The following is a 24,794-nucleotide window of genomic DNA, read 5'->3' as shown; positions in this document are numbered from 1 at the left end:
TTATTTGCTTGGATTGGAAGGACTGCTTGGTGCTGGCGAAGAAGGTGGGTTAGTGCTGGGTTTGACCTGCTCTTTCAGTAAATCTTTGCTGCGAATATTCTCTAATGTTTTGGAATCAATTGGCTGACCTTTTTGATCTAGAGGAATGACTTCTGGATTTTCCCATGAGCCCTGAACCAAATAATCTGATTGCAAGTTACGATTAATTTGGTTGGTAATGAGGTACTGACCCACTAAAGCGCCAAGACCTACGATTGGATTAATTGCAAAGGCTGCTAATGATCCGGCAGTGGCATCAATCGTAGGGAAAATAGTGACACGTAAGTCCTGTGTTTGCTTGGGAATATTGATCTGGCCATTCATTGCTACACGTGCTTGATCTAAAACCATGTTGAATTGTTTGGTTTGAGCTACACCGGCATTGATATCAAATGCGGCATCAATCGAATTAAAAGGAGTACCTTTGGTGACAATGTTTCCAAGACTTCCTTTGAGATCAAAGGTTGCAAATCGCAACAAGCTTTGCAGACTGAGAACGTCTAGCAGCTTTGCGCCACTAGTATTCACCTCTAGCAGGCGTCCCTTTGTGAGATTTAAATTCGCTTTGCCTGATAGCGTTTCGTATTTAGGCGTGAATGGTGAGCCTTCCCATTGTGCATTGGCACCCACTTGACCTTGGCCACCCTCTACTGATTTTTGACTACTCCAGTGCGCAATGATTTGCCCCGCATCTTTTACATCCAAATTAGCATTCAGTTCGGTGCGTTCAACGTCAGCTTGGGTGGCGCCTCGCCATTGACCTGAAAGGGTTGAATTACCCTGGGGGTTGCTAATTTGAAGCGATTCAATCTTCAGAAGATTGCCGCTGGTTTTGGATTTCAATTTAATCTGGCCAAGTTGCGCTTTGCTCCACAAAAAATCATCAATGCTGATGTCTAGGCTGGGGATGGCGCTTGGCTCCACCTTACTGCCCCCTGAAGTCTTTTTGGGGCTTGGTTTTTTTGTATTAATAGGACTGGGGATTGCATCGGGAATTTTTAAGTGCGCAAGGCGCCCACTGATTAAGCCGCTTGAATCAGTATTGCTAGGTTCTTGGTACTGCAGATTTCCAGCAATTGCTGGAGAGCTCACTTTGATCTGCCATGCATTATTTTTATTATTTGCGCTGAGATTGAAGTCTGGCCAAATACGATCAAATAAGCCGAGCTTTTTTACTTGCCCTGAGATCTGAAGATTACTTGCACCTTGGTTGCTGCTCTTAGGGGTGGCACTGTTTTTATTTTGGCTGCTTAAAAAATCTTGCCAGGCATCTAGATTTAACTCGCCACTTGAGATGTGTAATTGAATGCCTTGCTGCGGTAAGTTTGCTGGCGCTCCAATACCGATTGCTTGACGTATTTCATCATCCTTACCCAATTCACCCTGAACATAGTATTGATCACCAATCTTTCCATTCCAAGAAATTCGGCCAGCACCAGCACTTAAGTCTGAGCTGGCATTGGTGCGAATAGTGACTTGGCCTAGCATTGGTGAGCTTGCTGGTTTTTTGAGTGGGGCAGGTGCACTGCTAGCCCAGTCGCGAAGATCCAATTTAAGACTAGTTTCACTGCCGCCTTTATTGAAGTTAATGGTGCCTTCGTATTTTGCAGACCCATTCATTGCTTGCAATAAGGCAGTTGATTGCGGGCTTGCATTATTAGAAAAATAATTCTTAATAAAGCCAGCAGCGATGTCGCCTGAGATATTGAAACTCTGCTTGCCTTGAGGCCTTGGGGCACTTGTGATCTTGATTGAGCCGCCAAGGAAATTGGCTGTGACATCTTCAAATTCTGGATTGACTTCGGTAATGCGAATCTTTCCTTTGAGATTCTCAAAAGGAGGCAAATCTGACCATTGCAACTTATTGCCAGGGAAGTCCAGTTGGATATCTGTATTGCCGTTCCCGCTTCCTGAGAGAGGGAACTTTAAACCCAGCACAAGATTGGCCGGCCCTGAAATTTGCAAGTTTTTTTCCAGCTTAACTTGTTTTTTACCTACCGGAGAGGCGAACAAGTAGTCCAGCATCTGTGGCGCCTCACCTTGAGCATTGCCGTTAACAGAAAGCACTAATTGGTTTGCGCTAACATTTGGAATTTCCGCGTGGAATTGATTGAGTGCGACCTGCTTGTAGTTTGCTTTAGAAATGTCCGCCGTAAAGTTTGAGTTCTGCATGGCGATGACGCCATTCACGTTAGTGAATGCAGGCCAGGCACCTTGGTTCCCTGGTGAAGTGGGTACCGGACTAAATGTTGCTCCGGCAATCGGAAGCTTTAAAGAAAATTCACCATCAACTCCTTTGGGGAATGGGATTCCATTTGGATCTCCCTTGATATGCAAGCTGCCATTTTGAATCACTCCAGCAGCAAACGCTTTACTTAAGTAAGTTTGAGTATCTTTATCCATGCTTACTGGTAAATAGCGATATGCACTAACGAGTTTTGCTTTAGAAAAATCCATATCCAAAGACATCGAGTCAGGATTTTTAGGCCCGCCAATAACGTAGTTAATGCTAAGACTCGTAGAAATCTCGGGATTACTTAAGGAAAGCTTTTTCGTACTAATGACCCAACTTCCCTTGCTTTTTGACCAATTGATTTGACCATTGGCTTGGTCCAGTTGAATTTTAGGGTCTGCTAACAGGCCATTGATTTCTAAGTCAAGGTTGCTGGAGTTAACCGAAAAACTACCTTGGCTCTGATTTGCCGTTAGAAAGCCAGAAAGATTGGAAACAGTAGGCATTGATTTGTTAATGCCAACAAAGCTGAGATCAATCAACTTAGCGCTAATTGAAAAGTCGATCTTGTTTGACTTAAACCAGCCGCCTGGAATGTTGAGCGCCGATAAAGGGGATTTACTTTCTGACCAGCTGATATCTAAATTCTGCAATTCACCATCCGCTCTTGAGGCTTTAATCCACTCATGCACTTTTTTAGAGAGAGGCAAATTTAAGGCAAATAGCGCTACGTCATCCACAGAAATTTTTGGTGATGAAAAACCAAATTCTTTAATTTCTCCATCGGCCGCTGGGGGGCGCCAACGGAAAGTCATTGGACTTAAGCTTTCTAGTGGAGCTGTTTTGGGACTATCCATATCACGCCAAGCAAAATTTTGAGTGGTGACAGAGATAAGGCCACTATCAGTTTCTTGGCTAAGATTTGTTTCTAGTCTTCCTAAGGCGATAGCATCTTCACCTTTAGATAGCTGAATAACTAGGTTGTCAGCAGCAATGAAGGCTTCGCCACCATCGGGCTTGCCGTTGTCAATTTTTAGCTTTCCATTTGTACTAAGTTTTCCCTCAAGAGCGCTGAGGGGCAATGCAAATTCTTTGGCAAGTCGATCTAGGTTAAGCCCTGTCAAATTCCAAGAGACCGTACCAATCCAGTCGCGCCAATTGCCGGCCTGGCCGCCAAGATGTGGGGCAAAGTTCACTTCAAGCTCTAATGGTCCGCTAGTCCAGGGCGTTGTTGTTTGGAGTTTTCCAGTATGTCGGCGAATGCCATTGCTGAAGGACAGCGTTTGAATATCGATATTTGAAATCGATTTTTTATTGAGCTGATCATCCCAGATTACTTTGACATCTTTAATGTCGATATTGTTTTGAGAAAAAAGCCAATTTTCAAAGCCATAATCAGTTGAGTTGCTATCAGTGGTAATGCCGGCAATGCTGATGATCCCCTTTTGATTTCTCTGCGCATAAATTTGCGCTCCTTCGAGGTAGAGCTCATGAAAGTGAGGAGCCAAATGATAGAAAGAGTTCCAGCTTAGTTCCCCGCTAATTTTTTGCACTTGAAGGGTTGGCTCTACTTTTCCTTTGCCATTAAAACGTAAACCTTCAATTTCAAAATCTGGTCTGATGCCTGTCCAAGATACTTGCAACTTATCTATTGATACGTCGACACCAATGCGGGCGCCAATAAGTTTTTCAATTGACGCTTTTGATTTTTCAACTTGTGGCCATATAACAAACCTTACGGTGAGATGGCCAAGCACAAAAAGTACCGCAGTCAAACCAACCAAGATGAGGGCGCGTTTGCGCCAAGGCCCACCGGAACCTTGAGGACGCTTTGCAAATACGCTCTTGAGGCGGGACGGAATGATCTTTTGCAGCATGGGCTCTATTATCCGTCAGCCCACGCCCGATCGCCAATCTTCCCTAAGGGGTTTTCTGGGTCGGATTAAGATGGGGGAATGGATGAATTTTCCCGACAAATTGCATTTTTAGAGCAGAACTCCACTTACGCTCGTCGCTGGCTAAACGCCAAGCCCGAGTGGGTGGAATGGTTGCGCATCAAAGGGCAGAGGAAGGTTGATCTTCCGGGTATTGAGCAGTTGCTCAGGGAGTGCGATATTGACTTAAAGGGCTCCGAGCAGGATGAGGCCCTGTGGATGGCTAACTTGCGCCTAGCAAGACAGCGTTTGATGCTTTGGGTAGCATTCCGCGATCTCAATGGCATGGCTGATTTACATGAAGTGACTCATGCCTTAAGTCACTTTGCTGAGCTGGTTGTTTCTGCTGCAATTACTTATACCCGCCAGGATCTCAAACAGCGCTTTGGAGTACCTTGGAGCAACGCAACCCAATCAGAAATGTCTTTGATGGTTGTTGGCATGGGTAAGCTCGGCGGACTAGAGTTAAATCTCTCCTCTGATATTGATTTAATTTTTTTATACGAGCATGAGGGCGAGACTAGTGGAGGGCCGAAAAGTCTTTCGAATCACGAGTGGTTTGCTCGTATGGGCAAGCGCTTAATTAAGTTGCTTGCTGAGCATGATGAAAATGGATTTGTATTTCGAGTGGATATGCGGCTACGACCCAATGGAGATTCGGGTCCACTAGTTTGCAGTTTGGATATGTTGGAAGAGTATCTGCTAGTGCAGGGTAGGGAATGGGAGCGCTATGCCTGGATCAAGGGGCGGTTAATAGCGCCCTTGCCAGGCTCCCCAGATTTTGCGCATTGCCAAAAAGAGTTAGATCAACTCATTCGCCCGTTTGTGTATCGCAGACATTTGGATTACGGCGTGATTGCTTCCATCAGAGATTTGCATGCACAGATTCAGAGTGAGGCTGAGAAGCGATCCTCTGGTCACCAAGGCCGTTCAAGAGACATCAAATTGGGGCGAGGCGGCATTCGGGAGATTGAGTTTTTAGCGCAGATGTTTCAGTTGATGCGCGGTGGTACGGATCCTCGCTTTAGAGTCCGCCCCACGCTAGAGGTCTTGAATCTCGTGCTCCAATGCGGCATATTGCCTGCTGCTGATGTGGATGCATTACAAGCTGCCTATATTTTTCTGAGGCGCTTAGAGCATCGCATTCAAGTGTGGGATGACCAGCAGACTCACTATCTTTCTGATGACGAGGTGGTGCGTTTACGTCTTGCGGATGCAATGCAAGATTCAAATGAAAAGTCCACCGAGTTCATGGCGAACCTGGAGCACCATCAGAACAATGTCGCCTCCCTTTTTGAAAAAGCATTTTTATTGGACGATAGTTCACGCCTTGCATTGACGCCCTTGGCGCTTGACTGGGCTCCTGACCAACACTTTTTTCCTGAGTCTTCTGCGCGTTGGTCGGCATGGGTAGAGAGCCCTAAGCAAAAACTGTTGCCTGAAAAAAGTCGCCTGATTTTTGATAATTTGATGCGCAAGGCTGCCGAAGTTTTGCAGTCTGATAGTGCTAGCGGGGGACATGCGGATCAAGCGCTATTACGCTTTTTTGATTTACTGGAAGCTATTGCAAGACGTAGCGCCTATCTTTCGATCTTGGCTGAATACCCCAAAGCTCTCTCTAACATTCTGGATTTACTGAGAGCCTCGCAATGGGGTGCTCAGTATTTAACTCGCCACCCTCATTTATTGGACCATCTGCTCAATGCGCAAACAGAGAAGGCCTTAATCGAAGAGCCCGAGAAGTATTGGTCTGAGGTGAAAGCCCACTTGAATATGCGCCTAGATGATGTGATGGCTGATGGTGATGGATCAGAGCAGGCAATGGATGTTTTGCGTGTCACACATCACAACGAGACCTTTATTACCTTGTTAACAGACTTGGGTATTGGTGTGACAAAACCTCTTCCAGTGGAAAGAGTGAGTGATCATCTATCCACGTTGGCAGATCTGATTTTGCAGACAGCTTACGAACGTGTTTGGCCTGGAGTAGCTCAAAAGTTTGGTCTTGCGCAAGATGTGCACTCTCCATTTGCGATTATTTCTTATGGAAAGTTGGGTGGCAAAGAATTGGGTTATGCCTCTGATTTGGATTTGGTATTTTTATATCAAGCGGATGAAGCAGATTATGCCGCTCAAGAAATTTACGCCTTGCTTGCAAAGCGGATGATTAATTGGCTGACAGCATTTACATCTACCGGTAGTTTGTTTGAGATTGATACCCGTTTACGTCCCAATGGATCTGCTGGATTTTTAGTAACCAGTGCGGAAGCTTTTAAGAAATACCAAATGCGTGAAGGTGACAACGCCGCTTGGGTATGGGAGCACCAGGCCTTAACGCGTGCCCGTTTTTCTGCGGGTGATCCTGAGGTGGGTGTGTACTTTGACGCCGTGCGCTCAGAGGTATTAAGTCAAAAACGAAATGCGGACCATCTTCGTAAAGAGATTTTAGAGATGCGTCACAAGGTGCATGCAGGTCATCCCAATGGGAATAGCGAGTTTGATTTAAAGCATGATGCCGGGGGCATGGTGGATATTGAATTCATTGTGCAATTTTTAGTGTTGGCCTATGCGCATCAACACTCTCGTCTAATTGGTAACTTGGGAAATATCGCCTTGCTGCAGATTGCCAGTGAGGTTGGATTGATTTCTGGGCAAGCAGCCAAAGCCGTTGGTGACGCCTATCGTCTATTGAGATCTCGTCAGCATCGCTTGCGATTAGATGGGGCCGATAAAACTCGGGTAAGTCTAGATGATGAGCCTGAGCTTATTCAAGCAAGAGATGCAGTTCAAGCACTCTGGTTAGAGATATTTAAAGCACCTTCAGACGCTACGAATTGATATTGCGTGGGGTGTTGTTAGTTCTGCTCAAGTAGTTCACGAGCATGACGACGCGTTGTATCGGTAATAGTGGTGCCACCAAGCATACGCGCCACTTCCTCCACTCGTTCAGCTCTGCCAAGAATCTGTACTTGCGAAACAGTTTTTTCAGCATTTTGTGACTTGCTCACTTTGAGGTGATGATTGCCTTGGGCGGCTACCTGTGGCAAATGGGTAACGCATAAGATTTGATGGGATTGCCCCAATTGGTGCAAGAGCTTGCCAACAGTTTCAGCAACTGCGCCACCAATGCCTGCATCTACCTCATCAAATATCAGGGTTGGCGTGAATGAGGCTTTGCTGGTGATAACGCTAATCGCCAAGCTAATCCTGGCTAGTTCACCACCAGATGCCACTTTGGCAAGTGGGCGCGGTGTGCTGCCAGCGTGACCAGCAACTAAGAATTCAATTTGTTCAAGACCATGAGAGCCACCTTCACTCAATGGAGTAAGTGCTATTTCTAGGCGACCACCAGCCATTGATAAGTCCTGCATCGCATCCGTTACGAGTTTGCCCAGCTCGGATGCAGCCTTGCTACGCTTTTGCGAAAGTTGTTTGGCTAGCTTGAGATAAGCAGCCTCTTCTAGCTTGACCTTTTCGCGTAGGGCATCAATATTTTGAGAGGCTGTTAACGCTTCTAATCGCTCTGTTGTCTCTGCAAGAAGTATTGGTAAGCCCTCAACTTCGATGCGATATTTTCTGGCGGTGCCATGAAGCGCTTGCATACGCTCTTCAACCTGCGCCAGTCTGGCGGGATCTAGATCTAGTTTTTGAAGGTAGCGATTAAGGCCGTGAATGGCTTCATCCAACTGGATGCTGGCTGACTCCAAGGCTTGGCTAATATCGGCAAGCGCTGGATCATGTTCAGCCAAGGCGCTGACATTGCCCGATACTTTTGTTAGGCTGGATTCGAGAGAGTTATCTGCATCGCTCAAAATCTCAATTGCTTCTTGGCAGCCACCAATCAGCTTGGCACCATTTGCCAGTCTTGCATGTTCACTTTGAATGCTCGTCCATTCGCCTTCTTGTGGCGAGAGTTCATTAAGCTCTTCAAGCTGCCACTCTAGACGTTCACGTTCACGCTCAATATCTTGACCCGCATTTTCTGCTTGCTCTAAGCGACGGCGAGAATCGGCAACCGTTTTAAATGCTTGCGCTACTTCAATGCCTAGTGGCAATAATCCAGCATGTCGATCCAGCAGTTCGCGCTGGGCGCCACCTTTTAATAGAAGCTGATGTGCGTGTTGTCCGTGAATATCGACTAGTTGGTCACCGGCTTCTCTGAGTTGGACTAGTGTTGCAACGCTGCCATTAATAAAAGCGCGGCTACGTCCATTGCTTTCCACAGTTCTCTTAAGCAATAAGCTTTGACCATCATCCTCTAGCGGAAATCCCTGCTCATCAAGCCATTGGCTAAATGATTTAACTTGTTCAGGATCAATGCGAAAAAGGGCGGAGATTTCTGCGCGATTGCTACCCTCACGAATTTGGCTGCTATCAGCGCGCTCGCCAAGCACCAAACCAAGTGCATCTAGCAAAATAGATTTACCGGCACCGGTTTCACCAGTCAGCACTGTAAAGCCTGAAGAAAAATCTAATTCAAGCTGATCAACAATGACAAAGTCACGAAGTGAGATAGTTTGAAGCATGTATTAGCGTAGCAAGAAGCTCGACATCAGAATGTCGATGGATATTCATTCCAATGCAGCTTTTCGCGCAAGGTTTTGTAGTCGCTGTGATTGCTGGGATGAAGCAGGGCAATCGTTTTATTAGATTGACGTACTTCAATCTTGTCACCGCTTTGTAAATTCGTTTGAGACTGCATATCAAAATTCACAATCACCTCGCGTCCATCAACCACCTCAATTACGGTAACGCTATCTTGCGGCAGAACAATCGGGCGGTTAGACAGTGAGTGTGGCGCAATCGGCGCCAATAAAATGCCAGCTACATGAGGATGCAAAATGGGGCCACCAGCAGAGAGTGCATAAGCAGTCGACCCTGTTGGGGTTGAGACGATTAAGCCATCAGAACGTTGGTTGTACATAAAAGAACCATTAACGTGAACGGCCAACTCAACCATGCCTGAAATTCCAGAGCGATTTACAACTACATCATTCAGCGCTAGTGCGCGATTAATTTCTTTACCATTACGAATAACCACTGCATCTAACAATGTGCGGGTATCGGCTTCATAATCGCCCGCAATGATTTTAGGTAAGGTGGTGTGAACGGACTGAATGGGAATATCCGTCATATATCCCAGGCGTCCCATATTGATTCCTACCAGCGGAACATTGCTACCTGCAAGTTGTCTGGCAATACCAAGCATGGTGCCATCGCCACCAAGAACCACAACCAGATCAATTGATCCGGCAAAGTCTTTCGCCGTTTTGGTGGGGTAGCCAGCAAGAGCGAGGTGGGTGGCTGTATCAAACTCAATAAAGGCCTCGCAACCCAAGTCTGAGAGCAATTTAGCCAAGTCTTTGAGGTGTTCTTCGATGCCATCAGCCTGGAATTTGCCGACAAGTGCAACCCGGCTAAATGCCTTCTTGGTGGAATTTGGGGATGGGCTTAACATATGACGATTAAACCATAGGCATAAAATCCCTTCCACCATGGATGAACGTTCCCGCGCCTTACTAAAAACCCTCATCGAGCGCTATATCGAGGAGGGCCAACCTATTGGCTCCCGCACGCTGTCAAGATTCTCGGGTTTAGACCTATCCGCGGCCACCATTCGCAATGTCATGGCTGATTTAGAGGAGATGGGCTTGGTAACAAGCCCGCATACCTCCGCCGGCCGTATTCCAACCCCTCGAGGCTATCGTTTATTTGTGGATACGATGGTGACCGTGCGCCCCTTGGAAGAAATGGCGGCTAGAGAGGTTGAGAAAGGGCTTTTGCCGGACTCCCCGCAGCGGGTACTTACATCGGCCGCTCAGATTTTGTCGAACTTGACCCATTTTGCAGGGGTGGTGATGACGCCCAAGCGTGCGCAAGTGTTTAAGCATATTGAGTTCTTGCGCTTAGGCGAAGGCAAGATCTTATTGATTATGGTTACCCCAGAGGGCGACGTGCAAAACCGTATTTTGCCTACGACCCAAGATTACACGCCGAGCCAACTCATTGAGGCTGGTAACTTTATCAATACCCAGTTTGCTGGAAAAAGTTTTGATCAGGTTCGCCTCCATTTGAAATCCGATTTAGATAATTTGCGCGCTGATATTTCCGGGTTGATGGCTTTGGCTTTGCAAAGCGGTGTTGCTGACTACGACATGAGTGGTGGAGATATGGTGCTTTCGGGCGAACGTCGCTTGCTCAATGTTGGTGATTTAAGCTCCAACCTCGATAAGTTGCGCAAGATGTTTGATATGTTGGAGCAAAAATCAGTGCTCATGCAACTGCTTGATGTGTCTAGCCATGCTGACGGCATTCAAATATTTATTGGCGGCGAAAGTGATTTGTTGCCCTATGAGGATTTAGCTGTGATCAGCGCCCCATATAGCGTTGATGGGCAGATAGTAGGAACCCTCGGCGTTATTGGGCCAACTCGTATGGCCTACGACAGAGTGATTCCTATTGTAGATATCACCTCTAAACTATTGTCTGGGGCGCTTAGCTCCTAACTAAAATTTGTACAAACCATTTAACAGAGATAAATACTTTGAAACAGAATCCGCACCTACGCGCATCTAAAACTGCGGTCTTGTTACTGAATCTAGGAACGCCATCTGCACCAACAGCGAAAGCAGTGCGCGCCTATTTAAAAGAATTTCTTTCTGATCCTCGTGTCGTAGAGATCCCGCGCATTATTTGGTGGTGCATTTTGAATGGCATTATTTTGCCAATTCGTAGTGGTGCCTCTGCAAAGAAATATGCGTCAATTTGGTTGCCAAAGTTAGGCTCACCTTTGATGCATTACTCACGTTTACAAGCAAAAGAACTTGGTGAAAAATTTACCAATGAAGGCCATATTGTTTTGGTAGATTTGGCGATGCGCTATGGTGAGCCATCAACGCAATCCGTCTTAGAGGGGCTGAAGGCACAGGGCATGGAGCGTTTATTGCTATTGCCTTTGTATCCACAATACTCGGCCACCACTACGGCATCTAGCTTTGATGAAGTCTTTCGCGTCTTGAGTACTTGGCGCGATCAGCCTGAGTTGCGTCTTGTGAAACACTATCACGACAACCCAGCTTATATCTCCGCATTGCGTGATCAAGTTTTAAGTAGTTGGGATAAAGATGGACGCCCTGATTTTTCCAGGGGTGACCGCTTAGTCATGTCGTTTCACGGATTACCAAAGCGTAATTTGATGAAGGGTGACCCCTACCATTGTGAGTGTTTAAAAACAGGTCGCTTACTTGGTGAATCCTTAGGTTTGGAGCTAGGCCAATACATTGTGACTTTCCAATCACGCTTTGGTAAGGCCGAATGGTTAAAGCCGTATACGGCACCAACCATCGAAAAGCTGGCAAAAGAGGGTTGTCAACGCATCGATATTTTTTGCCCAGGGTTTCCAGCTGACTGCTTAGAAACGCTGGAAGAAATCGCCATGGAGGCTCGCGAAATCTTCTTGGAGCATGGCGGAAAAGACTATCGTTATATCCCATGCTTGAACAGCAACCCCAAGTGGATTCGGGCTCTGGGCGATATTGCTCATCATCATTTGCAGGGCTGGACATTAGGCGTGGAGTCTGAGGCTGAGCTAGCCAAGCGCAATGAAAGAGCGGAGTTGGCTGAAAAAACAAAGACTTGAAATCGAAATAATCAACCCCATATTGAAAAGTAATAGCCAATCTTTATAGAAAAGTAAAATAGCGTCCATGACACAAGAAAATCAAAATCCAACTCCAGAGCAAGAAAATCCAGCTGCTGAGCTTCAAGCAAATGAGGCTGCATCTGCTGAATCTGCTGTCAAGACTCCTGAGCAAGAAATTGCGGAACTGAATCAAAAGATTAGCGAGTTGCAAGATAACTTCTTGCGCGCCAAAGCAGAGGGTGAAAATATTCGCCGTCGTGCGGTTGAGGACATTGCCAAGGCGCACAAGTTTGCAATTGAAAGTTTTGCTGAGCATTTAGTGCCAGTGACGGATAGCCTCTATGCAGCTTTGAGCACTGATGCTGGTGATGCTAAGGCCTTCAAAGAGGGTTTAGAGATCACCTTGAAGCAGCTGCTGTCCGCCTTTGAAAAAGGTCGCATGACCGAAATTAATCCTGCGGTTGGAGATAAATTTGATCCTCACCACCACCAGGCCATTGCTTCAGTACCTTCTGAACAAGAGGCTAATACAGTGGTTTCAGTGCTTCAAAGGGGTTATACCGTGGCTGATAGGGTCCTTAGACCGGCTTTGGTGACGGTCAGCGCCCCAAAATAAGCGCCAAAACCACCAAAAAAGCATAAAAAAGGCAGATTTCTGCCTTTTTTGCTGTTTATCCCCTTGAAATCCCCTTTTTAGACCCCATTTACTGGGTATCGAAATATTCATTAGTACAACAAACAATTTAATTTTTTGGAGCAATTATGGGAAAGATTATCGGAATCGACTTAGGAACCACGAATTCATGTGTTTCAGTCGTTGAAAACAATGCACCTAAAGTTGTCGAGAACGCCGAAGGCGGTCGCACAACTCCATCCATCATCGCTTACGTTGAAGACGGCGAAGTATTGGTTGGTGCGCCAGCAAAACGTCAATCAGTGACGAATCCTAAAAACACCATCTACGCAGTAAAGCGCTTGATGGGTCGTAAATTTACGGATCCTGAAGTGCAAAAAGATATTAGCCTTATGCCGTACGAAATTGTTCAAGCAGACAATGGCGACGCTTGGGTATCAGCACGCGATAAAAAAATGGCTCCACAGCAAGTTTCAGCTGAGATCTTGCGCAAGATGAAAAAAACTGCCGAAGATTATCTTGGCGAAGAAGTGACAGAAGCAGTGATTACTGTTCCAGCTTACTTTAATGATAGTCAGCGCCAAGCAACTAAAGATGCTGGCCGTATTGCTGGTTTAGATGTTAAGCGCATCATCAACGAGCCTACTGCTGCTGCATTAGCATTTGGCTTGGACAAGCAAGACAAAGTAGATCGCAAGATTGCTGTCTATGACTTGGGTGGCGGTACATTCGACGTATCCATTATTGAGATTGCTAACGTTGACGGTGAGAAGCAATTTGAAGTGCTCTCCACCAACGGCGACACCTTCTTGGGCGGCGAAGACTTTGACCAACGCATCATTGACTGGATCATTGCTGAGTTCAAGAAAGAGCAAGGCGTAGATCTGAGTAAAGATGTATTGGCATTGCAACGCTTGAAAGATGCTGCTGAAAAAGCCAAGATCGAATTATCATCTGCGCAACAAACAGAAATCAACTTGCCTTACGTGACAGCTGATGCTAGCGGTCCTAAGCATTTGAACTTGAAGTTGACCCGTGCCAAGTTAGAGTCTTTGGTTGAGGAATTAATCAAGCGTACCGCTGGTCCTTGCTTAACTGCGATCAAAGATGCTGGCGTAAACGTAGCTGATATCGACGACGTGATTTTGGTTGGCGGTCAAACACGTATGCCTGCGGTTCAAGACAAAGTAAAAGAAATCTTTGGCAAAGAACCACGCAAAGACGTTAACCCAGACGAAGCGGTTGCTGTTGGTGCTGCAATTCAGGGTTCAGTATTATCTGGCGATCGTAAGGACGTATTGCTCTTGGACGTTACCCCATTGTCATTGGGTATCGAGACTCTTGGCGGCGTAATGACCAAGATGATTCCTAAGAACACAACAATTCCTACCAAGCATTCACAGGTTTATTCCACTGCGGAAGACAATCAGCCTGCCGTAACCATCAAATGCTTCCAAGGTGAGCGTGAGATGGCTGCTGCTAACAAGTTGCTTGGTGAATTTAACCTCGAAGGTATTGCTCCAGCACAACGCGGCATGCCGCAGATTGAAGTGACCTTTGATATCGATGCCAACGGTATCTTGCACGTAACTGCAAAAGATAAAACTACTGGCAAAGAGAACAAGATCACCATCAAGGCAAACTCTGGCTTGACCGAAGAAGAGATTCAACGCATGGTGAAGGATGCTGAAGCTAATGCTGCTGAAGACAAGAAAGCGCTTGAGTTGGTAACTGCGCGCAATTCTGCAGATGCTTTGGCTCACTCAACCAAGAAGGCCTTGGAAGAGCATGGCGCTAGCTTAGAAGCTTCTGAGAAAGAAGCGATTGAAGCAGCCCTCAAAGAGTTGGATGAAGCGATCAAAGGTAGCGACAAAGAGGCGATTGAAGCAAAAACAGAAGCCTTGGGCAAAGCAAGTCAGAAGCTAGGCGAAAAGGTCATGGCTGCTGAACAAGCTAAAGCCGGTGGCGCTGCCGCTGGCGCGGCTCCTGGTGGTGCAGCCCCTGGTGCTGCTCCTGATGCTGATGTTGTTGATGCTGATTTCAAAGAGGTTGATGACAAGAAGTAATTCTTAAATCAGACATTCATTAACGTAGTTTTGATGTACTTAAATAACAAGTCGGCCTCGTGCCGACTTGTGTCATTCAGGTTGTTGAGAGGAATAGGCCGTGCCTAAAAGTAAACGCGATTTTTATGAAGTGCTTGGTGTAGCAAAAGGCGCCAGTGATGAAGAGCTAAAAAAGGCTTATCGCAAAATGGCTATGAAGCATCACCCTGATCGCAACCCCGATAGCAAAACAGCCGAAGCCCAATTTAAAGAGGTTAAAGAAGCTTACGAAACCTTAACCGATCCAAACAAGCGCGCTGCTTATGATCAGTATGGTCATGCTGGTGTTGATCCTTCAATGGGCGGCGGTTTTGGTGGAGGAGGTTTTGGCGGCGGCGGTTTTGCCGATGCCTTTGGTGACATCTTCGGTGATATTTTTGGACAAGGCGGCGGTCGCCAATCCGGCCCACAGGTCTATAAAGGCGCAGACTTGCGCTACAACATGGACATTACGCTGGAGCAAGCTGCTGAGGGTTACACAACACAAATTCGTGTGCCGAGCTGGAGCAATTGCAAGCCATGTCATGGTACGGGTGCTGAACCTGGGTCGAAAGCTGAAACATGCACCACTTGTAATGGTCATGGTCAGGTTCGCGTGCAACAGGGCTTCTTTTCAATGCAGCAAACTTGTCCTAAGTGCCGCGGCACGGGCGAATATATTCCTAAGCCTTGTAAAACTTGTCATGGCAGCGGAAAACATAAAGAACAAAAAACACTGGAAATCAAAATCCCAGCGGGTATTGATGATGGTATGCGCGTTCGCTCAGTAGGCAATGGCGAGCCAGGTATTAATGGCGGACCATCTGGCGATCTCTATGTAGAGGTGCGCGTTAAACCTCATAAAGTATTTGAACGTGACGGCAGTGATCTGCATGTACAAATGCCAATCTCGTTTGCAACAGCAACTATTGGTGGCGAAATCGAGGTACCAACATTGTCCGGGCGTGTTGAGTTCCCGATTCCAGAAGGGACGCAAACTGGCAAGACTTTCCGCTTGCGCAATAAAGGCATCAAGGGACTGCGCTCTACTTTGGTAGGCGACCTATTTGTGCATGTGTTGGTTGAGACGCCTGTCAAGCTTACTGACGAGCAAAAACAATTACTGCAGAAGTTTGATGACAGCTTAAAGTCTGGCGGTGATAAGCACAGCCCTCAACAAAAGGGTTGGTTTGACGGCGTAAAGAGTTTCTTTAGCTAGTACTGATTGAGCGGGCTAGCTGGCAATTAGCCGGCGAAGCCGTGCTCAGGTCCGGGAAATTTGCCGGACTTCACTTCGCGTACGTAAGCTTTGACAGCAGCTTCGACGGACTGGTGACCATCCATAAAGTTTTTGACAAACTTGGGTGGTTTACCTGGGCTAATGCCCAACATATCTTGCAGTACTAATACTTGGCCGGAGCAGTCGGAACCCGCGCCAATTCCAATAGTTGGAATGGAGAGTTCTTCAGTAATTCTTTCTCCCAATGAAGAAGGAATGGCTTCTAGTACTACCATTTGAGCCCCAGCTGCCTGACAAGCGAGTGCTTGCTCGAGCATGACGCTAGCTGCATCTTTAGATTTACCTTGAACTTTATAGCCGCCCAATACATGAACTGATTGAGGGAGTAGTCCAAGGTGCGCACAAACTGGAACGCTGCGTTCAACTAAATAACGGATGATTTCGACTTGCCAGTCGCCACCTTCAAGTTTGACCATATCTGCACCAGCGCGCATTAGTGTTGCAGCAGAATCCAATGCTTGCACAGGGTCGCCATAGCTTGCAAAGGGAAGATCGGCAATTACAAAAGCATGGGAGTTGGCGCGAGCTACACACTCAGTGTGATATGCGACCTGTTCTACGGTAACGGGCGTTGTACTTGAATGACCTTGGATCACATTGCCCAACGAGTCACCAATCAGGATGGTCTCAACTCCACAACGATTCAACAATGCGGACATGGTTGAGTCATATGCAGTGAGCATAGTAATTTTTTCACCCTCAGCATGCATCGCGAGGAGCTTAGTAATTGTGATTGGCTTGTCGCCTTGTAAGTAACCCATGGCGAGAGTTTAATGAATTAATGTGCCGATTGGCTATAAACGTCTTTTTCCCCACAATTGCAGTTCCTGCAGGGTAGTTTTTCTATTCTTTGGTGGGCAACATTGGGGAGATAGGCCTTCAGTTCACCCCAGTTTGGCAAGAAGATATCAGGCGCTATTTCTAGGAGTGGCAGCAGAACAAATGAGCGTTCAACGATTTTTGGATGCGGGAGCATCAGTTCGGTCTCATTTTGGGTAATTCCCTCGAATGACAGGATATCAAGATCAAGGGTGCGAGGTGCATTTGCGTAGGGGCGCTCTCGACCAAACTCTTGTTCAATTGCTTGGCAAACATGCAAAAGACCGTAGGGCGTTAATTCCGTCTCGACTTCAATGACGGCATTAATGTAATCCCCGCCAGTAGCCTCAACAGGGGCGCTTTGATAAAAACAACTCTTTGCCAGAATTTGTAGTTCGGAGCGCAACGCTAAGCAAACAATCGCGTCAGTAATAAGCTGTCGCGTGTCGCCAATATTGCCACCAAATCCGATATATGCCCGTGCCATATGCTTCCAAACTAGAGATAAAACTACTTTACCGAAATTTCTCTAAGTCTGCTTAGCTCGACGCACCTTCTGGGGGCAGGGCTGCTTTTGGCTTTCTGCGACGACGTCGCTTGGTGGGGCTAGCATTATTGCCAGATTCATTTTTGACGCTAGCCATGAGCTCGTCCTGGCCGACTGTATCGGCCTCGATGAAGTCGGTCCACCATTGGCCAATTGCAGGGTTTAGTTCTCCAGTGGCGCAGCGAAGCAACATAAAGTCATAACCAGCTCTAAAACGAGGAGATTCAATCAGGCGGTAGGGATAGCGACCTACGCGCCTTTCAAAACGGGGCTGCATAGACCAAATTTCACGCATATCGCTTTCAAAGCGTCGCTGAATAGTCATACCGCTGCTTTGAGTGGCGATAGTGTCGTCCATTGCATCGTGCAGCGCTGGAATATTGGCAACCCCTTTGGCGATATTCGCTTTCCAGTTCTTTAAAAGATCTGGCCAAAGCAGGGTGGCGAACAAGAATCCAGCCGACACACTTTTCCCAGATTGAATACGCTGATCGGTATTTGCTAGGGCGAGTTTGACAAAACTATTGGCGCCTTTAGAGGCTTCACCATCATCGAGTATGTGATCTAACAAAGGCAATAGGCCATGATGCAAGCCCGCTTCTTTTAGTCCCTGTATTGCCGCCCACGAATAACCAGACATGAGTAGCTTGAGAATTTCATCAAAAAGTCTGGCAGACGGAACATCGTTTAATAGTTTGCCAAGCTTTGCAATTGGCGCGCGTGTAGCGCTATCTAAATCAAAACCAGTTTTTGCTGCAAAGCGAACCGCTCTGAGCATGCGTACTGGATCTTCGCGATAGCGTTTGGCAGGATCGCCGATCATCCGCAATGTTTTCTTTTGCATATCCGCCATGCCGCCGTGATAGTCCAAGACTGTCTCAGAAGATGGATCGTAATACATCGCATTAATTGTGAAATCGCGCCTTGCAGCATCCTCGCCTTGAGAGCCCCAGACGTTATCGCGCAGGATTCGACCACTTTCCGCTACATGGTCTCCAGCGTTATCTAGCAAGGCTCTGAAGGTTGATACCTCGATAATTTCAGGGTGGCCTTTACCAAAAAAGGTGACATGCACAATTTGAAAGCGACGGCCAATGAGGCGTGCTTTGCGAAAGAGTTTTTGTACTTGATCTGGAGTGGCGTTGGTAGCTACGTCAAAATCTTTTGGGCTAATACCTAAAGCAAGATCTCGTACGGCGCCACCTACAATAAATGCTTCATAACCAGCTTGCTGCAATGTATCGGTAACCTTCACTGCATTTTTTGAAAGCAGGTGAGGGTCAATGCGATGCGATTTTTTTGAGATTCGTTTAGGTGCCCCAGTATTGTTTGCCTGCGTGTGCTTAACCATCGGGTCACGGCGCAGAATGCGTTTAATAAATTTGGTAATCATGCGAACAATTCAAGGATTGGCCAGTTGCGCTTATTGGCTTCAGAGCGCAGGCGATCATCTGGGTTGGTGGCAACTGGGTGACTGACTTTTTCCAGCAGAGGAAGATCATTCATAGAGTCGGAATAGAAGTAACTTTTTTGCAAGGTGCCCAGGCTAAGGTTTTGAGTAGTAAGCCAATCATGCAAATTCTGAATCTTGCCCTCACGAAAATTTGGAATGCCTTTCACTTCCCCAGTGTAATTGGCTAGCGGCTCATTCTGAGCGGTGGCGGGCTCGGTGGCAATCAAATGCGCAATCCCAAAACTTTCCACAATCGGACGCGTCACAAAACTATTGGTTGCTGTGACCACGCAACATAAGTCGCCGGCATCTTGATGTTGCTTAACTAAATCCATTGCTTTTTGGCGGAGCTGTCCGTTAATTACTTCTTGCATGAATTGGTCATGCCACTCTTTGAGTTGGACTCGTGAATGCTCGGACAAAGGTTTTAAAGCAAAACGTAAGAACTCATGAATATCTAGCTTGCCATCTTTGTAATCTTGATAGAAGCGCTCATTTTGTTTTGCATAGTACGCACTATCCACTACACCGATGCGTGCCAAAAATTGACCCCACTCGTAATCGCTATCGCAAGGTAGAAGGGTGTGATCTAAATCGAAAAGGGCTAACTGGGTCACGAATGAATATGAATTAAATTATTTAGACTGCAAGAGCTCGCGGACAAGAGGCAAGGTTACAGCACGTTTTGTTTCCAATGAATACGCATCTAAAGCATCAATCAAAGCCATTAAATTCGGCATATCTCGATAAAAGCGATTTAGCAGCCAAGGCAAAACATCGGGCGATAACACCAAACCGCGAGCCTTTGCTGCTTGCTCTAGTGCCTGTATTTTCTCATCATCAGCCAAAACCTGGGTTTGGAAGATTAAGCCCCAGCCAAGGCGGGTGCGTAGGTCCTCTCGCAGCTTCAGGTTAGCTGGCGCCTCGTTGCCGGCCATGAAAATATGGATGGCTTTGCTTGCTTGCACCTGATTAAGGATGCGAAAGAGTGCGCCAACCAGGCGCTCGTCTAAGCGATCAACATCATCTACCGTAATGATGGATGGCAAATCACTTTGCGAGAGGGGTTCCATTCTTTCTTCAAGTCTCACCCATGTGGTCGGCTGACTTGGATTTAAATTGAAATGCTCCAGCCCCGCAGTCTGCGCCGCAAGATCCATTGCTTCGAGTAAATGGGTGCGACCAGAACCTTCGGGTCCCCACCAGTAAATCCAGCGTTGATTGAGTGGATTGGAATGCGCAGTTATGCCAGATTGTGCCCAGGTCTTTTGCAGGTCCTGTAAAGCAGACAGAAGCGCAAGATCTTTCCCGGGTAAATAGTTTTCTAAACTGGCTTTGGGTGTGTGGCTTATGTCTAAAGCGAATTGTCTTGGTAGCGGAGATGTATTCATTACAACTAAATTATTTTTGATACCAGGAGCTTTGCGTATAAACGGACCAAAGATATTTCATCAGCACCAAGCTGACTGCGCTGATAGGCAGCGCAAGTAATACACCAAAGAAACCAAATAACTTACCAAATAAGAGCAAGGCAAATAGGACTGCAACTGGGTGTAGGCCAATGCGCTCGCCCACCAAGCGGGGCGTTAAGAAGAAGCCTTCAAGAAATTGGCCAATGCCAAATAAGATGAGAACGCCGATGATTTGAGTGCCAGGGCCAAATTGAAGTAGTGCAGATAAAACAGCAAGCGTGAGACCCAAGGTAATGCCGATGTAAGGGATGACGATCATGAGCGCAGTAAAGACACCTAAAGCAGCAGCTCCTTTGACGCCGATGAAACTCAATCCTGCGCTGTAAAAGACTGCCATGATGGCAATCACGATTAGCATTCCTCTGAGGTATTGAGAAAGCAAACCATCTGTGTGCATTGCTAAGTGATGCACGGTTTCTTGGGTGCGCACTGGAACTAATTGTTTCACTAGCCCAAAGAAATGATTCCAGTCGATGAGCAAATAAAACATTACAAAAATAATCAGCACGGCATTTACAAAACCGGCGATGACTGAGCTTCCTGACATTAATACCGTCTCAATGGTGGAGCTCATTAACGCGTCAGCATTCTCGTTAATGTGTTCTGTGATTTTGTGCGTGACGCTTGCCTTTAGGGTGGCCCAATCAAAATTAATGTGAAATTCACTGAGTTTTGGCCCCAACCAAGCCTGGGTGTTGGCAATCCAGTCGGGAAGTTGAGCCTTAATTAGGGGTATTTCATATCTGAGGAGGCTAATGAGGAGGCTAAATATGCAAAAAACCAGGCCCAAACCGACCAGCATCGAGATGGCAGCAGCCAGTGCTCGGGGTAAGTGATGCCTCTCAAGCCACAGGCAAACGGGGCGCAGAGCATACGCCAGAATGAATGCGGTTAAAAAAGGGGTAAAAATTTCGGCCATCTTGCTTCAATCCTCTAGAATTCAATGATTCTACTGACGAAGTAGCATTTTTTACTAATATTCCGGCTCCGACATGACTTCATCTACTAATTCTTCCTCAAAAGGCCTTTCCTATCGTGATGCTGGCGTCGATATTGACGCTGGGGACGATTTAGTTGACCGCATTAAGCCTCTGGCCAAGAAAACCATGCGCGAAGGTGTTTTGGCTGGAATTGGTGGTTTTGGAGCCCTTTTTGAGGTGCCTAAGCGCTACAAAGAGCCGGTGTTGGTGTCGGGCACCGATGGTGTTGGTACGAAGCTGAGATTGGCATTCGAGTGGAATCGTCATGAAACCATTGGCCAGGACTTGGTCGCCATGAGTGTGAATGACATTTTGGTTCAGGGTGCTGAACCCCTCTTTTTCTTGGACTACTTTGCTTGCGGTAAGCTGACTGTTGATACCGCTGCCACAGTCGTTGGTGGCATTGCGAAAGGTTGCGAATTATCTGGTTGCGCATTGATTGGTGGTGAGACCGCTGAAATGCCAGGTATGTATCCGCCAGGCGAGTATGACTTAGCTGGCTTTGCAGTTGGCGCCGTAGAGAAATCCAAAATCATTACAGGAAACACAATCGTTCCTGGCGATGTAGTTTTGGCGATCGGTTCTAGTGGCGCGCACTCCAATGGCTATTCATTGGTGCGAAAAATTATTGAGCGTGCTGGCGCAAAGCCGACTGACGATTTGGGTGGTCGCCCACTAGGTGATGTAGTGATGGCGCCAACAGAAATTTATGTAAAGCCTTTACTAAAGCTGATCTCTGAAATCAATGTAAAAGGAATGGCGCATATCACCGGCGGTGGCTTGGTAGATAACGTGCCCCGTGTACTCCCAGAAAATACTCAAGCAGTTTTACATCGCGATAGCTGGCAGATGCCAGAACTCTTCCGTTGGTTGCAAATGAAGGGTGGCGTTGCCGATGCAGAAATGGTTCGTGTATTTAACTGCGGCATTGGCATGGTGGTGATTGTTGCCCCAGACCAGGCGGACGCCGCAATCAAATCATTAAGCGCACAAGGCCTTAAGGCTTGGACAGTTGGTGAAGTTGTGGAGCGCCCGAAAGACGCGCCACAAACAATCGTTATCTAAGACTCTTTGATTGAAGGCTTAACGATCACTTCGTTAAGTTCTTTTTGCAGAAATCTAGGGCTGCCTTTAACTCATCTGGGTTGAAGGGGTCAAATATTTTTCTTCCCTCAATTGCTCGCAACCAAGTGAGCTGCCGCTTTCCAAGCTGTCTTGTCGCAGCGAGCGCCTTGTAGCGCATATCCTCTGCGTTAATTTCCCCATTCAGAAATTCCCAGGCCTGGCGATAGCCTACTGAACGTATTGCAGGGAGATCTGCATGCAATTCTGAATTGGCGCGCAGCTTTTTAACTTCATCCATAAATCCGGCAGCTAACATTTCATCAAAACGTTTTTCTAAATTTTGATGAAGTCTTTTGCGATCACTGGGTTCGAGAGATATGAGATGAATCCAAGGGGGGATAGCCGAACCTTCGCGTCCGTCTTCACTCGGCGAATCTGCCAATAGCGCTGACATAGGCTTACCGGTAATTTCAAAAACCTCAAGGGCGCGTTGTACACGTTGAGAATCATTCGGCTTTAAGCGAGCAGCAGTTTCTGGATCAACTTGAGAAAGTTTTTCATGCATTGCTGGCCAGCCAATAGCTTTGCCCTCTTCATCTAAGCGTGCCCGTATTTCGGGATTAGCTGGTGGTAGGGAGGAGAGCCCGTGCGCCCAGGCGCGCCAATACAGCATCGTTCCACCTACGACAACCGGAATATTTCCTCGGGTTCTAATTTCTGCACAGAGGCGAGTTGCATCTTTTGCAAAGCGTGCTGCTGAATAAACCTCAGTAGGCTCCAGAATATCAATCAGATGATGAATAACTGCTGCTTGTTCAGCCTTTGTGGGTTTTGCGCTGCCAATATCTAGGCCTCGATAAACCAGTGCCGAATCCATGCTGATGAGTTCAATGGATAAACCAATAGATTTAGCATGCTCAGCCAGAGACATAGCGAGATGAGTTTTGCCTGCGCCGGTGGGACCCACGATACAGAGAATGGGATTCGACTCTAGCGCATGCATAGGCTGAATGTAGGGTTCAGTTTGCATGCCTAATTATAAGAGCCTGTTAATATCCGCAACAAACCATAAGTTAAAGAGCGAGTTGATGGATACCCTTTTGCAAATAAGTGATTTATTGCTACATATTGATAAACATCTCGATGTGGTGATCTCACAATACGGACCTTGGGCCTATGGCTTGCTATTTGCAATTGTTTTTGCGGAAACAGGTCTAGTTGTAGCCCCATTCCTCCCGGGCGACTCTCTTTTATTTATTGCTGGCGCGTATTGCGCTACTGAGCATTTCAATATCTGGACTTTATGCATTGGTTTGTTGGTTGCTGCCGTCGCTGGCAATACTGTGAACTATTTCATTGGCCGCTGGATTGGCAAACGCATCTTTAGCAGTACATCTCGTTGGATTGATCAAGGCGCCTTATTAAAAACCCATGCCTTTTATGAAAAGCATGGCGGCAAGACCATTATTCTTGCGCGCTTTCTGCCAATCATTCGTACCTTCGCACCCTTTATTGCTGGCGTGTCAGAAATGAACTTCTCGCGCTTTCAATTCTTTAATATCGCTGGCGCCGCTCTTTGGGTATTTGGATTGGTTATCGCCGGCTATTTCTTCGGCAATATTCCAATCATTCGTCAGAATTTAAATGTGATCGTATTGGTTGGGATTGGCGCTGCTGCCGTTCCTGTTGTTTTTGCAGCCGCCTATAAAATTTTTCAGCGCAAGAAACAGTAAAGACCGCTAAAAATTTAGTGCAGCTTCGTTTGGCTTTCCAGCGTAGCAATGTGTTCGCGAATATCGCTAGCATCTTCTGCTTCGGGAAGCTCGCTCAAATAGCGATGCATGTCTGCTAAAGCGGGACGCAAATATTCCAATTGTGCAAAGATCAACCCGCGATCACGCACTTCTTCAATGGAGTCTGGCAACAAGATCACTAAACGCTCTTGAATCCCCAGTAAGCGCTCCCAGCGCTCATGCTCTGAGTAAATCATTTTGAGGTTTCTTAAAAAACGCGACAGAATTTCTCTTGAGCTAGAGGCGCGCAGGAAGATATTGAGCGGCAGGCTGAGCTCACCCCGATAACCTTTGGCGTCCAAGTACGGATCAAGCATCTCTTGCAGCTGAGTCTTCGAGAGAGATTCACCGGTCAATGGGTCCATGATGACTTCGCCTTGCTGCAATGAGATGCGCATCATGAAATGGTTCGGAAATGAGACTCCGCGAATCTTGAGACCAATTTGATTGCCCAACTCCATCATCAAAATAGCTAAGGAGATTGGAATGCCTCTGCGATTCTCAATTACGTAATGTAAGTAAGAATTTTCGGGAGCATAAAAATCATTTGGATTGGGGCCAAAGCCCAATTCGGTATAAAAGAAATGCTTCAGAATCTGCAGACGCTGAACGGGTGATGTATCTGGAGTTATTCGTGCTTTGAGTTTGTTGCCCATTTGATCGAGCTGATCTAAAACGCCCTGTACATCCAAATCCGGATATGCGTGTTGTGCAACAGCAATTGCTGCTTCCGTTAAAGGGAAGTGTTCGTCTTCAGCAACTAGGGAGGTGAAATAGTCGAGTTGTTGTGTTGGCATAT

Annotated in this window: 19 protein-coding genes; 8 read left to right on the top strand and 11 right to left on the bottom strand. The window is 46.7% G+C overall.

The features are described 5' to 3' along the window. Positions 1-4,149 carry a YhdP family protein gene (locus tag C2745_RS08180; protein ID WP_215384101.1) on the bottom strand — a complete coding sequence of 1,383 codons (4,149 nt, stop codon included), beginning with the start codon at positions 4,147-4,149 and terminating at the stop codon, positions 1-3. Positions 4,150-4,227: 78 nt separating this feature from the next. Here C2745_RS08180 and glnE point away from each other — a divergent pair, with 78 nt between their 5' ends. Next, the gene (glnE, locus tag C2745_RS08175) at positions 4,228-7,044 is read left to right on the top strand and encodes a bifunctional [glutamate--ammonia ligase]-adenylyl-L-tyrosine phosphorylase/[glutamate--ammonia-ligase] adenylyltransferase (RefSeq protein WP_215384099.1); all 2,817 of its coding nucleotides are present in this window, start codon (positions 4,228-4,230) and stop codon (positions 7,042-7,044) included. A 17-nt stretch (positions 7,045-7,061) separates the two neighbouring features. Here glnE and recN read toward each other — a convergent pair whose 3' ends face one another. Next, positions 7,062-8,732 carry a DNA repair protein RecN gene (gene recN, locus C2745_RS08170; RefSeq protein WP_215384098.1) on the bottom strand — a complete coding sequence of 557 codons (1,671 nt, stop codon included), beginning with the start codon at positions 8,730-8,732 and terminating at the stop codon, positions 7,062-7,064. A 26-nt stretch (positions 8,733-8,758) separates the two neighbouring features. Beyond that, on the bottom strand, positions 8,759-9,664 hold the full coding sequence (locus C2745_RS08165) for an NAD kinase (protein ID WP_215384097.1): 906 nt from the start codon (positions 9,662-9,664) through the stop codon (positions 8,759-8,761). Between the two features lie 37 nt (positions 9,665-9,701). Between C2745_RS08165 and hrcA the strand changes: the two genes are divergently transcribed. The 5 genes from hrcA to dnaJ all read left to right on the top strand — a co-directional run bounded on the left by hrcA (position 9,702) and on the right by dnaJ (position 15,785). Beyond that, complete coding sequence (hrcA, locus tag C2745_RS08160) at positions 9,702-10,712, top strand: heat-inducible transcriptional repressor HrcA (RefSeq protein ID WP_215384096.1); 1,011 nt, start codon at positions 9,702-9,704, stop codon at positions 10,710-10,712. Between the two features lie 38 nt (positions 10,713-10,750). Continuing rightward, positions 10,751-11,845 carry a ferrochelatase gene (gene hemH, locus C2745_RS08155; protein ID WP_215384095.1) on the top strand — a complete coding sequence of 365 codons (1,095 nt, stop codon included), beginning with the start codon at positions 10,751-10,753 and terminating at the stop codon, positions 11,843-11,845. A 67-nt stretch (positions 11,846-11,912) separates the two neighbouring features. After that, positions 11,913-12,464, top strand: a complete 552-nt coding sequence (gene grpE / locus C2745_RS08150; RefSeq protein ID WP_215384094.1) for a nucleotide exchange factor GrpE — start codon at positions 11,913-11,915, stop codon at positions 12,462-12,464. A gap of 146 nt (positions 12,465-12,610) precedes the next feature. Continuing rightward, complete coding sequence (gene dnaK / locus C2745_RS08145) at positions 12,611-14,548, top strand: molecular chaperone DnaK (RefSeq protein ID WP_215384093.1); 1,938 nt, start codon at positions 12,611-12,613, stop codon at positions 14,546-14,548. Between the two features lie 100 nt (positions 14,549-14,648). Then, positions 14,649-15,785 carry a molecular chaperone DnaJ gene (dnaJ, locus tag C2745_RS08140; protein WP_215384092.1) on the top strand — a complete coding sequence of 379 codons (1,137 nt, stop codon included), beginning with the start codon at positions 14,649-14,651 and terminating at the stop codon, positions 15,783-15,785. Positions 15,786-15,811: 26 nt separating this feature from the next. Here the strand turns inward: dnaJ and panB are convergent, their stop codons facing one another. From panB to C2745_RS08110, 6 genes are read right to left on the bottom strand one after another with little or no spacing between them, the layout of a single operon-like run. Further along, complete coding sequence (gene panB / locus C2745_RS08135) at positions 15,812-16,627, bottom strand: 3-methyl-2-oxobutanoate hydroxymethyltransferase (RefSeq protein WP_215384091.1); 816 nt, start codon at positions 16,625-16,627, stop codon at positions 15,812-15,814. 17 nt (positions 16,628-16,644) lie between these two features. Continuing rightward, complete coding sequence (gene folK, locus C2745_RS08130; RefSeq protein WP_215384090.1) at positions 16,645-17,172, bottom strand: 2-amino-4-hydroxy-6-hydroxymethyldihydropteridine diphosphokinase; 528 nt, start codon at positions 17,170-17,172, stop codon at positions 16,645-16,647. A gap of 52 nt (positions 17,173-17,224) precedes the next feature. After that, the gene (gene pcnB, locus C2745_RS08125; protein ID WP_215384081.1) at positions 17,225-18,625 is read right to left on the bottom strand and encodes a polynucleotide adenylyltransferase PcnB; all 1,401 of its coding nucleotides are present in this window, start codon (positions 18,623-18,625) and stop codon (positions 17,225-17,227) included. Beyond that, positions 18,622-19,302 (bottom strand): HAD family phosphatase, encoded by a 681-nt coding sequence (locus C2745_RS08120; protein ID WP_215384080.1) that lies wholly within the window; start codon positions 19,300-19,302, stop codon positions 18,622-18,624. The genes pcnB and C2745_RS08120 overlap by 4 nt, the downstream gene beginning before the upstream one ends. A gap of 18 nt (positions 19,303-19,320) precedes the next feature. Beyond that, positions 19,321-20,076, bottom strand: a complete 756-nt coding sequence (hda, locus tag C2745_RS08115; protein ID WP_215384078.1) for a DnaA regulatory inactivator Hda — start codon at positions 20,074-20,076, stop codon at positions 19,321-19,323. Between the two features lie 10 nt (positions 20,077-20,086). Beyond that, positions 20,087-21,076 (bottom strand): AI-2E family transporter, encoded by a 990-nt coding sequence (locus tag C2745_RS08110; protein WP_215384076.1) that lies wholly within the window; start codon positions 21,074-21,076, stop codon positions 20,087-20,089. Positions 21,077-21,149: 73 nt separating this feature from the next. Between C2745_RS08110 and purM the strand changes: the two genes are divergently transcribed. Further along, a complete protein-coding gene (gene purM, locus C2745_RS08105; protein WP_215384075.1) occupies positions 21,150-22,202 on the top strand; it encodes a phosphoribosylformylglycinamidine cyclo-ligase in 1,053 nt (350 codons plus the stop codon). 25 nt (positions 22,203-22,227) lie between these two features. On the opposite strand, the gene miaA is transcribed toward purM, so the two are convergent. Beyond that, positions 22,228-23,232, bottom strand: a complete 1,005-nt coding sequence (miaA, locus tag C2745_RS08100; RefSeq protein ID WP_215384073.1) for a tRNA (adenosine(37)-N6)-dimethylallyltransferase MiaA — start codon at positions 23,230-23,232, stop codon at positions 22,228-22,230. Positions 23,233-23,290: 58 nt separating this feature from the next. Here miaA and C2745_RS08095 point away from each other — a divergent pair, with 58 nt between their 5' ends. Further along, positions 23,291-23,935 (top strand): VTT domain-containing protein, encoded by a 645-nt coding sequence (locus tag C2745_RS08095; protein ID WP_215384071.1) that lies wholly within the window; start codon positions 23,291-23,293, stop codon positions 23,933-23,935. Positions 23,936-23,949: 14 nt separating this feature from the next. On the opposite strand, the gene C2745_RS08090 is transcribed toward C2745_RS08095, so the two are convergent. After that, positions 23,950-24,792 (bottom strand): SirB1 family protein, encoded by an 843-nt coding sequence (locus tag C2745_RS08090; protein ID WP_215384069.1) that lies wholly within the window; start codon positions 24,790-24,792, stop codon positions 23,950-23,952. Positions 24,793-24,794: the final 2 nt, after the last annotated feature.

This window comes from Polynucleobacter sp. AP-Kolm-20A-A1 (genome assembly GCF_018688315.1).
In the GTDB taxonomy this organism is placed as follows: domain Bacteria; phylum Pseudomonadota; class Gammaproteobacteria; order Burkholderiales; family Burkholderiaceae; genus Polynucleobacter.
Note: the sequence above shows the minus strand (reverse complement) of the source record. Positions and strands in the feature narration are given on the sequence as shown.

Excerpts from the sequence above, each read along its gene's own strand:
- C2745_RS08110 (WP_215384076.1), bottom strand. The coding sequence starts at position 21,076 with ATGGCCGAAATTTTTACCCCTTTTTTAACCGCATTCATTCTGGCGTAT.
- C2745_RS08090 (WP_215384069.1), bottom strand. The coding sequence starts at position 24,792 with ATGCCAACACAACAACTCGACTATTTCACCTCCCTAGTTGCTGAAGAC.
- purM (WP_215384075.1), top strand. The coding sequence starts at position 21,150 with ATGACTTCATCTACTAATTCTTCCTCAAAAGGCCTTTCCTATCGTGAT.
- recN (WP_215384098.1), bottom strand. The coding sequence starts at position 8,732 with ATGCTTCAAACTATCTCACTTCGTGACTTTGTCATTGTTGATCAGCTT.
- hrcA (WP_215384096.1), top strand. The coding sequence starts at position 9,702 with ATGGATGAACGTTCCCGCGCCTTACTAAAAACCCTCATCGAGCGCTAT.
- miaA (WP_215384073.1), bottom strand. The coding sequence starts at position 23,232 with ATGCAAACTGAACCCTACATTCAGCCTATGCATGCGCTAGAGTCGAAT.
- grpE (WP_215384094.1), top strand. The coding sequence starts at position 11,913 with ATGACACAAGAAAATCAAAATCCAACTCCAGAGCAAGAAAATCCAGCT.
- glnE (WP_215384099.1), top strand. The coding sequence starts at position 4,228 with ATGGATGAATTTTCCCGACAAATTGCATTTTTAGAGCAGAACTCCACT.
- C2745_RS08180 (WP_215384101.1), bottom strand. The coding sequence starts at position 4,149 with ATGCTGCAAAAGATCATTCCGTCCCGCCTCAAGAGCGTATTTGCAAAG.
- folK (WP_215384090.1), bottom strand. The coding sequence starts at position 17,172 with ATGGCACGGGCATATATCGGATTTGGTGGCAATATTGGCGACACGCGA.
- C2745_RS08095 (WP_215384071.1), top strand. The coding sequence starts at position 23,291 with ATGGATACCCTTTTGCAAATAAGTGATTTATTGCTACATATTGATAAA.
- panB (WP_215384091.1), bottom strand. The coding sequence starts at position 16,627 with ATGGGTTACTTACAAGGCGACAAGCCAATCACAATTACTAAGCTCCTC.
- pcnB (WP_215384081.1), bottom strand. The coding sequence starts at position 18,625 with ATGATTACCAAATTTATTAAACGCATTCTGCGCCGTGACCCGATGGTT.
- hda (WP_215384078.1), bottom strand. The coding sequence starts at position 20,076 with ATGAATACATCTCCGCTACCAAGACAATTCGCTTTAGACATAAGCCAC.
- dnaK (WP_215384093.1), top strand. The coding sequence starts at position 12,611 with ATGGGAAAGATTATCGGAATCGACTTAGGAACCACGAATTCATGTGTT.
- C2745_RS08165 (WP_215384097.1), bottom strand. The coding sequence starts at position 9,664 with ATGTTAAGCCCATCCCCAAATTCCACCAAGAAGGCATTTAGCCGGGTT.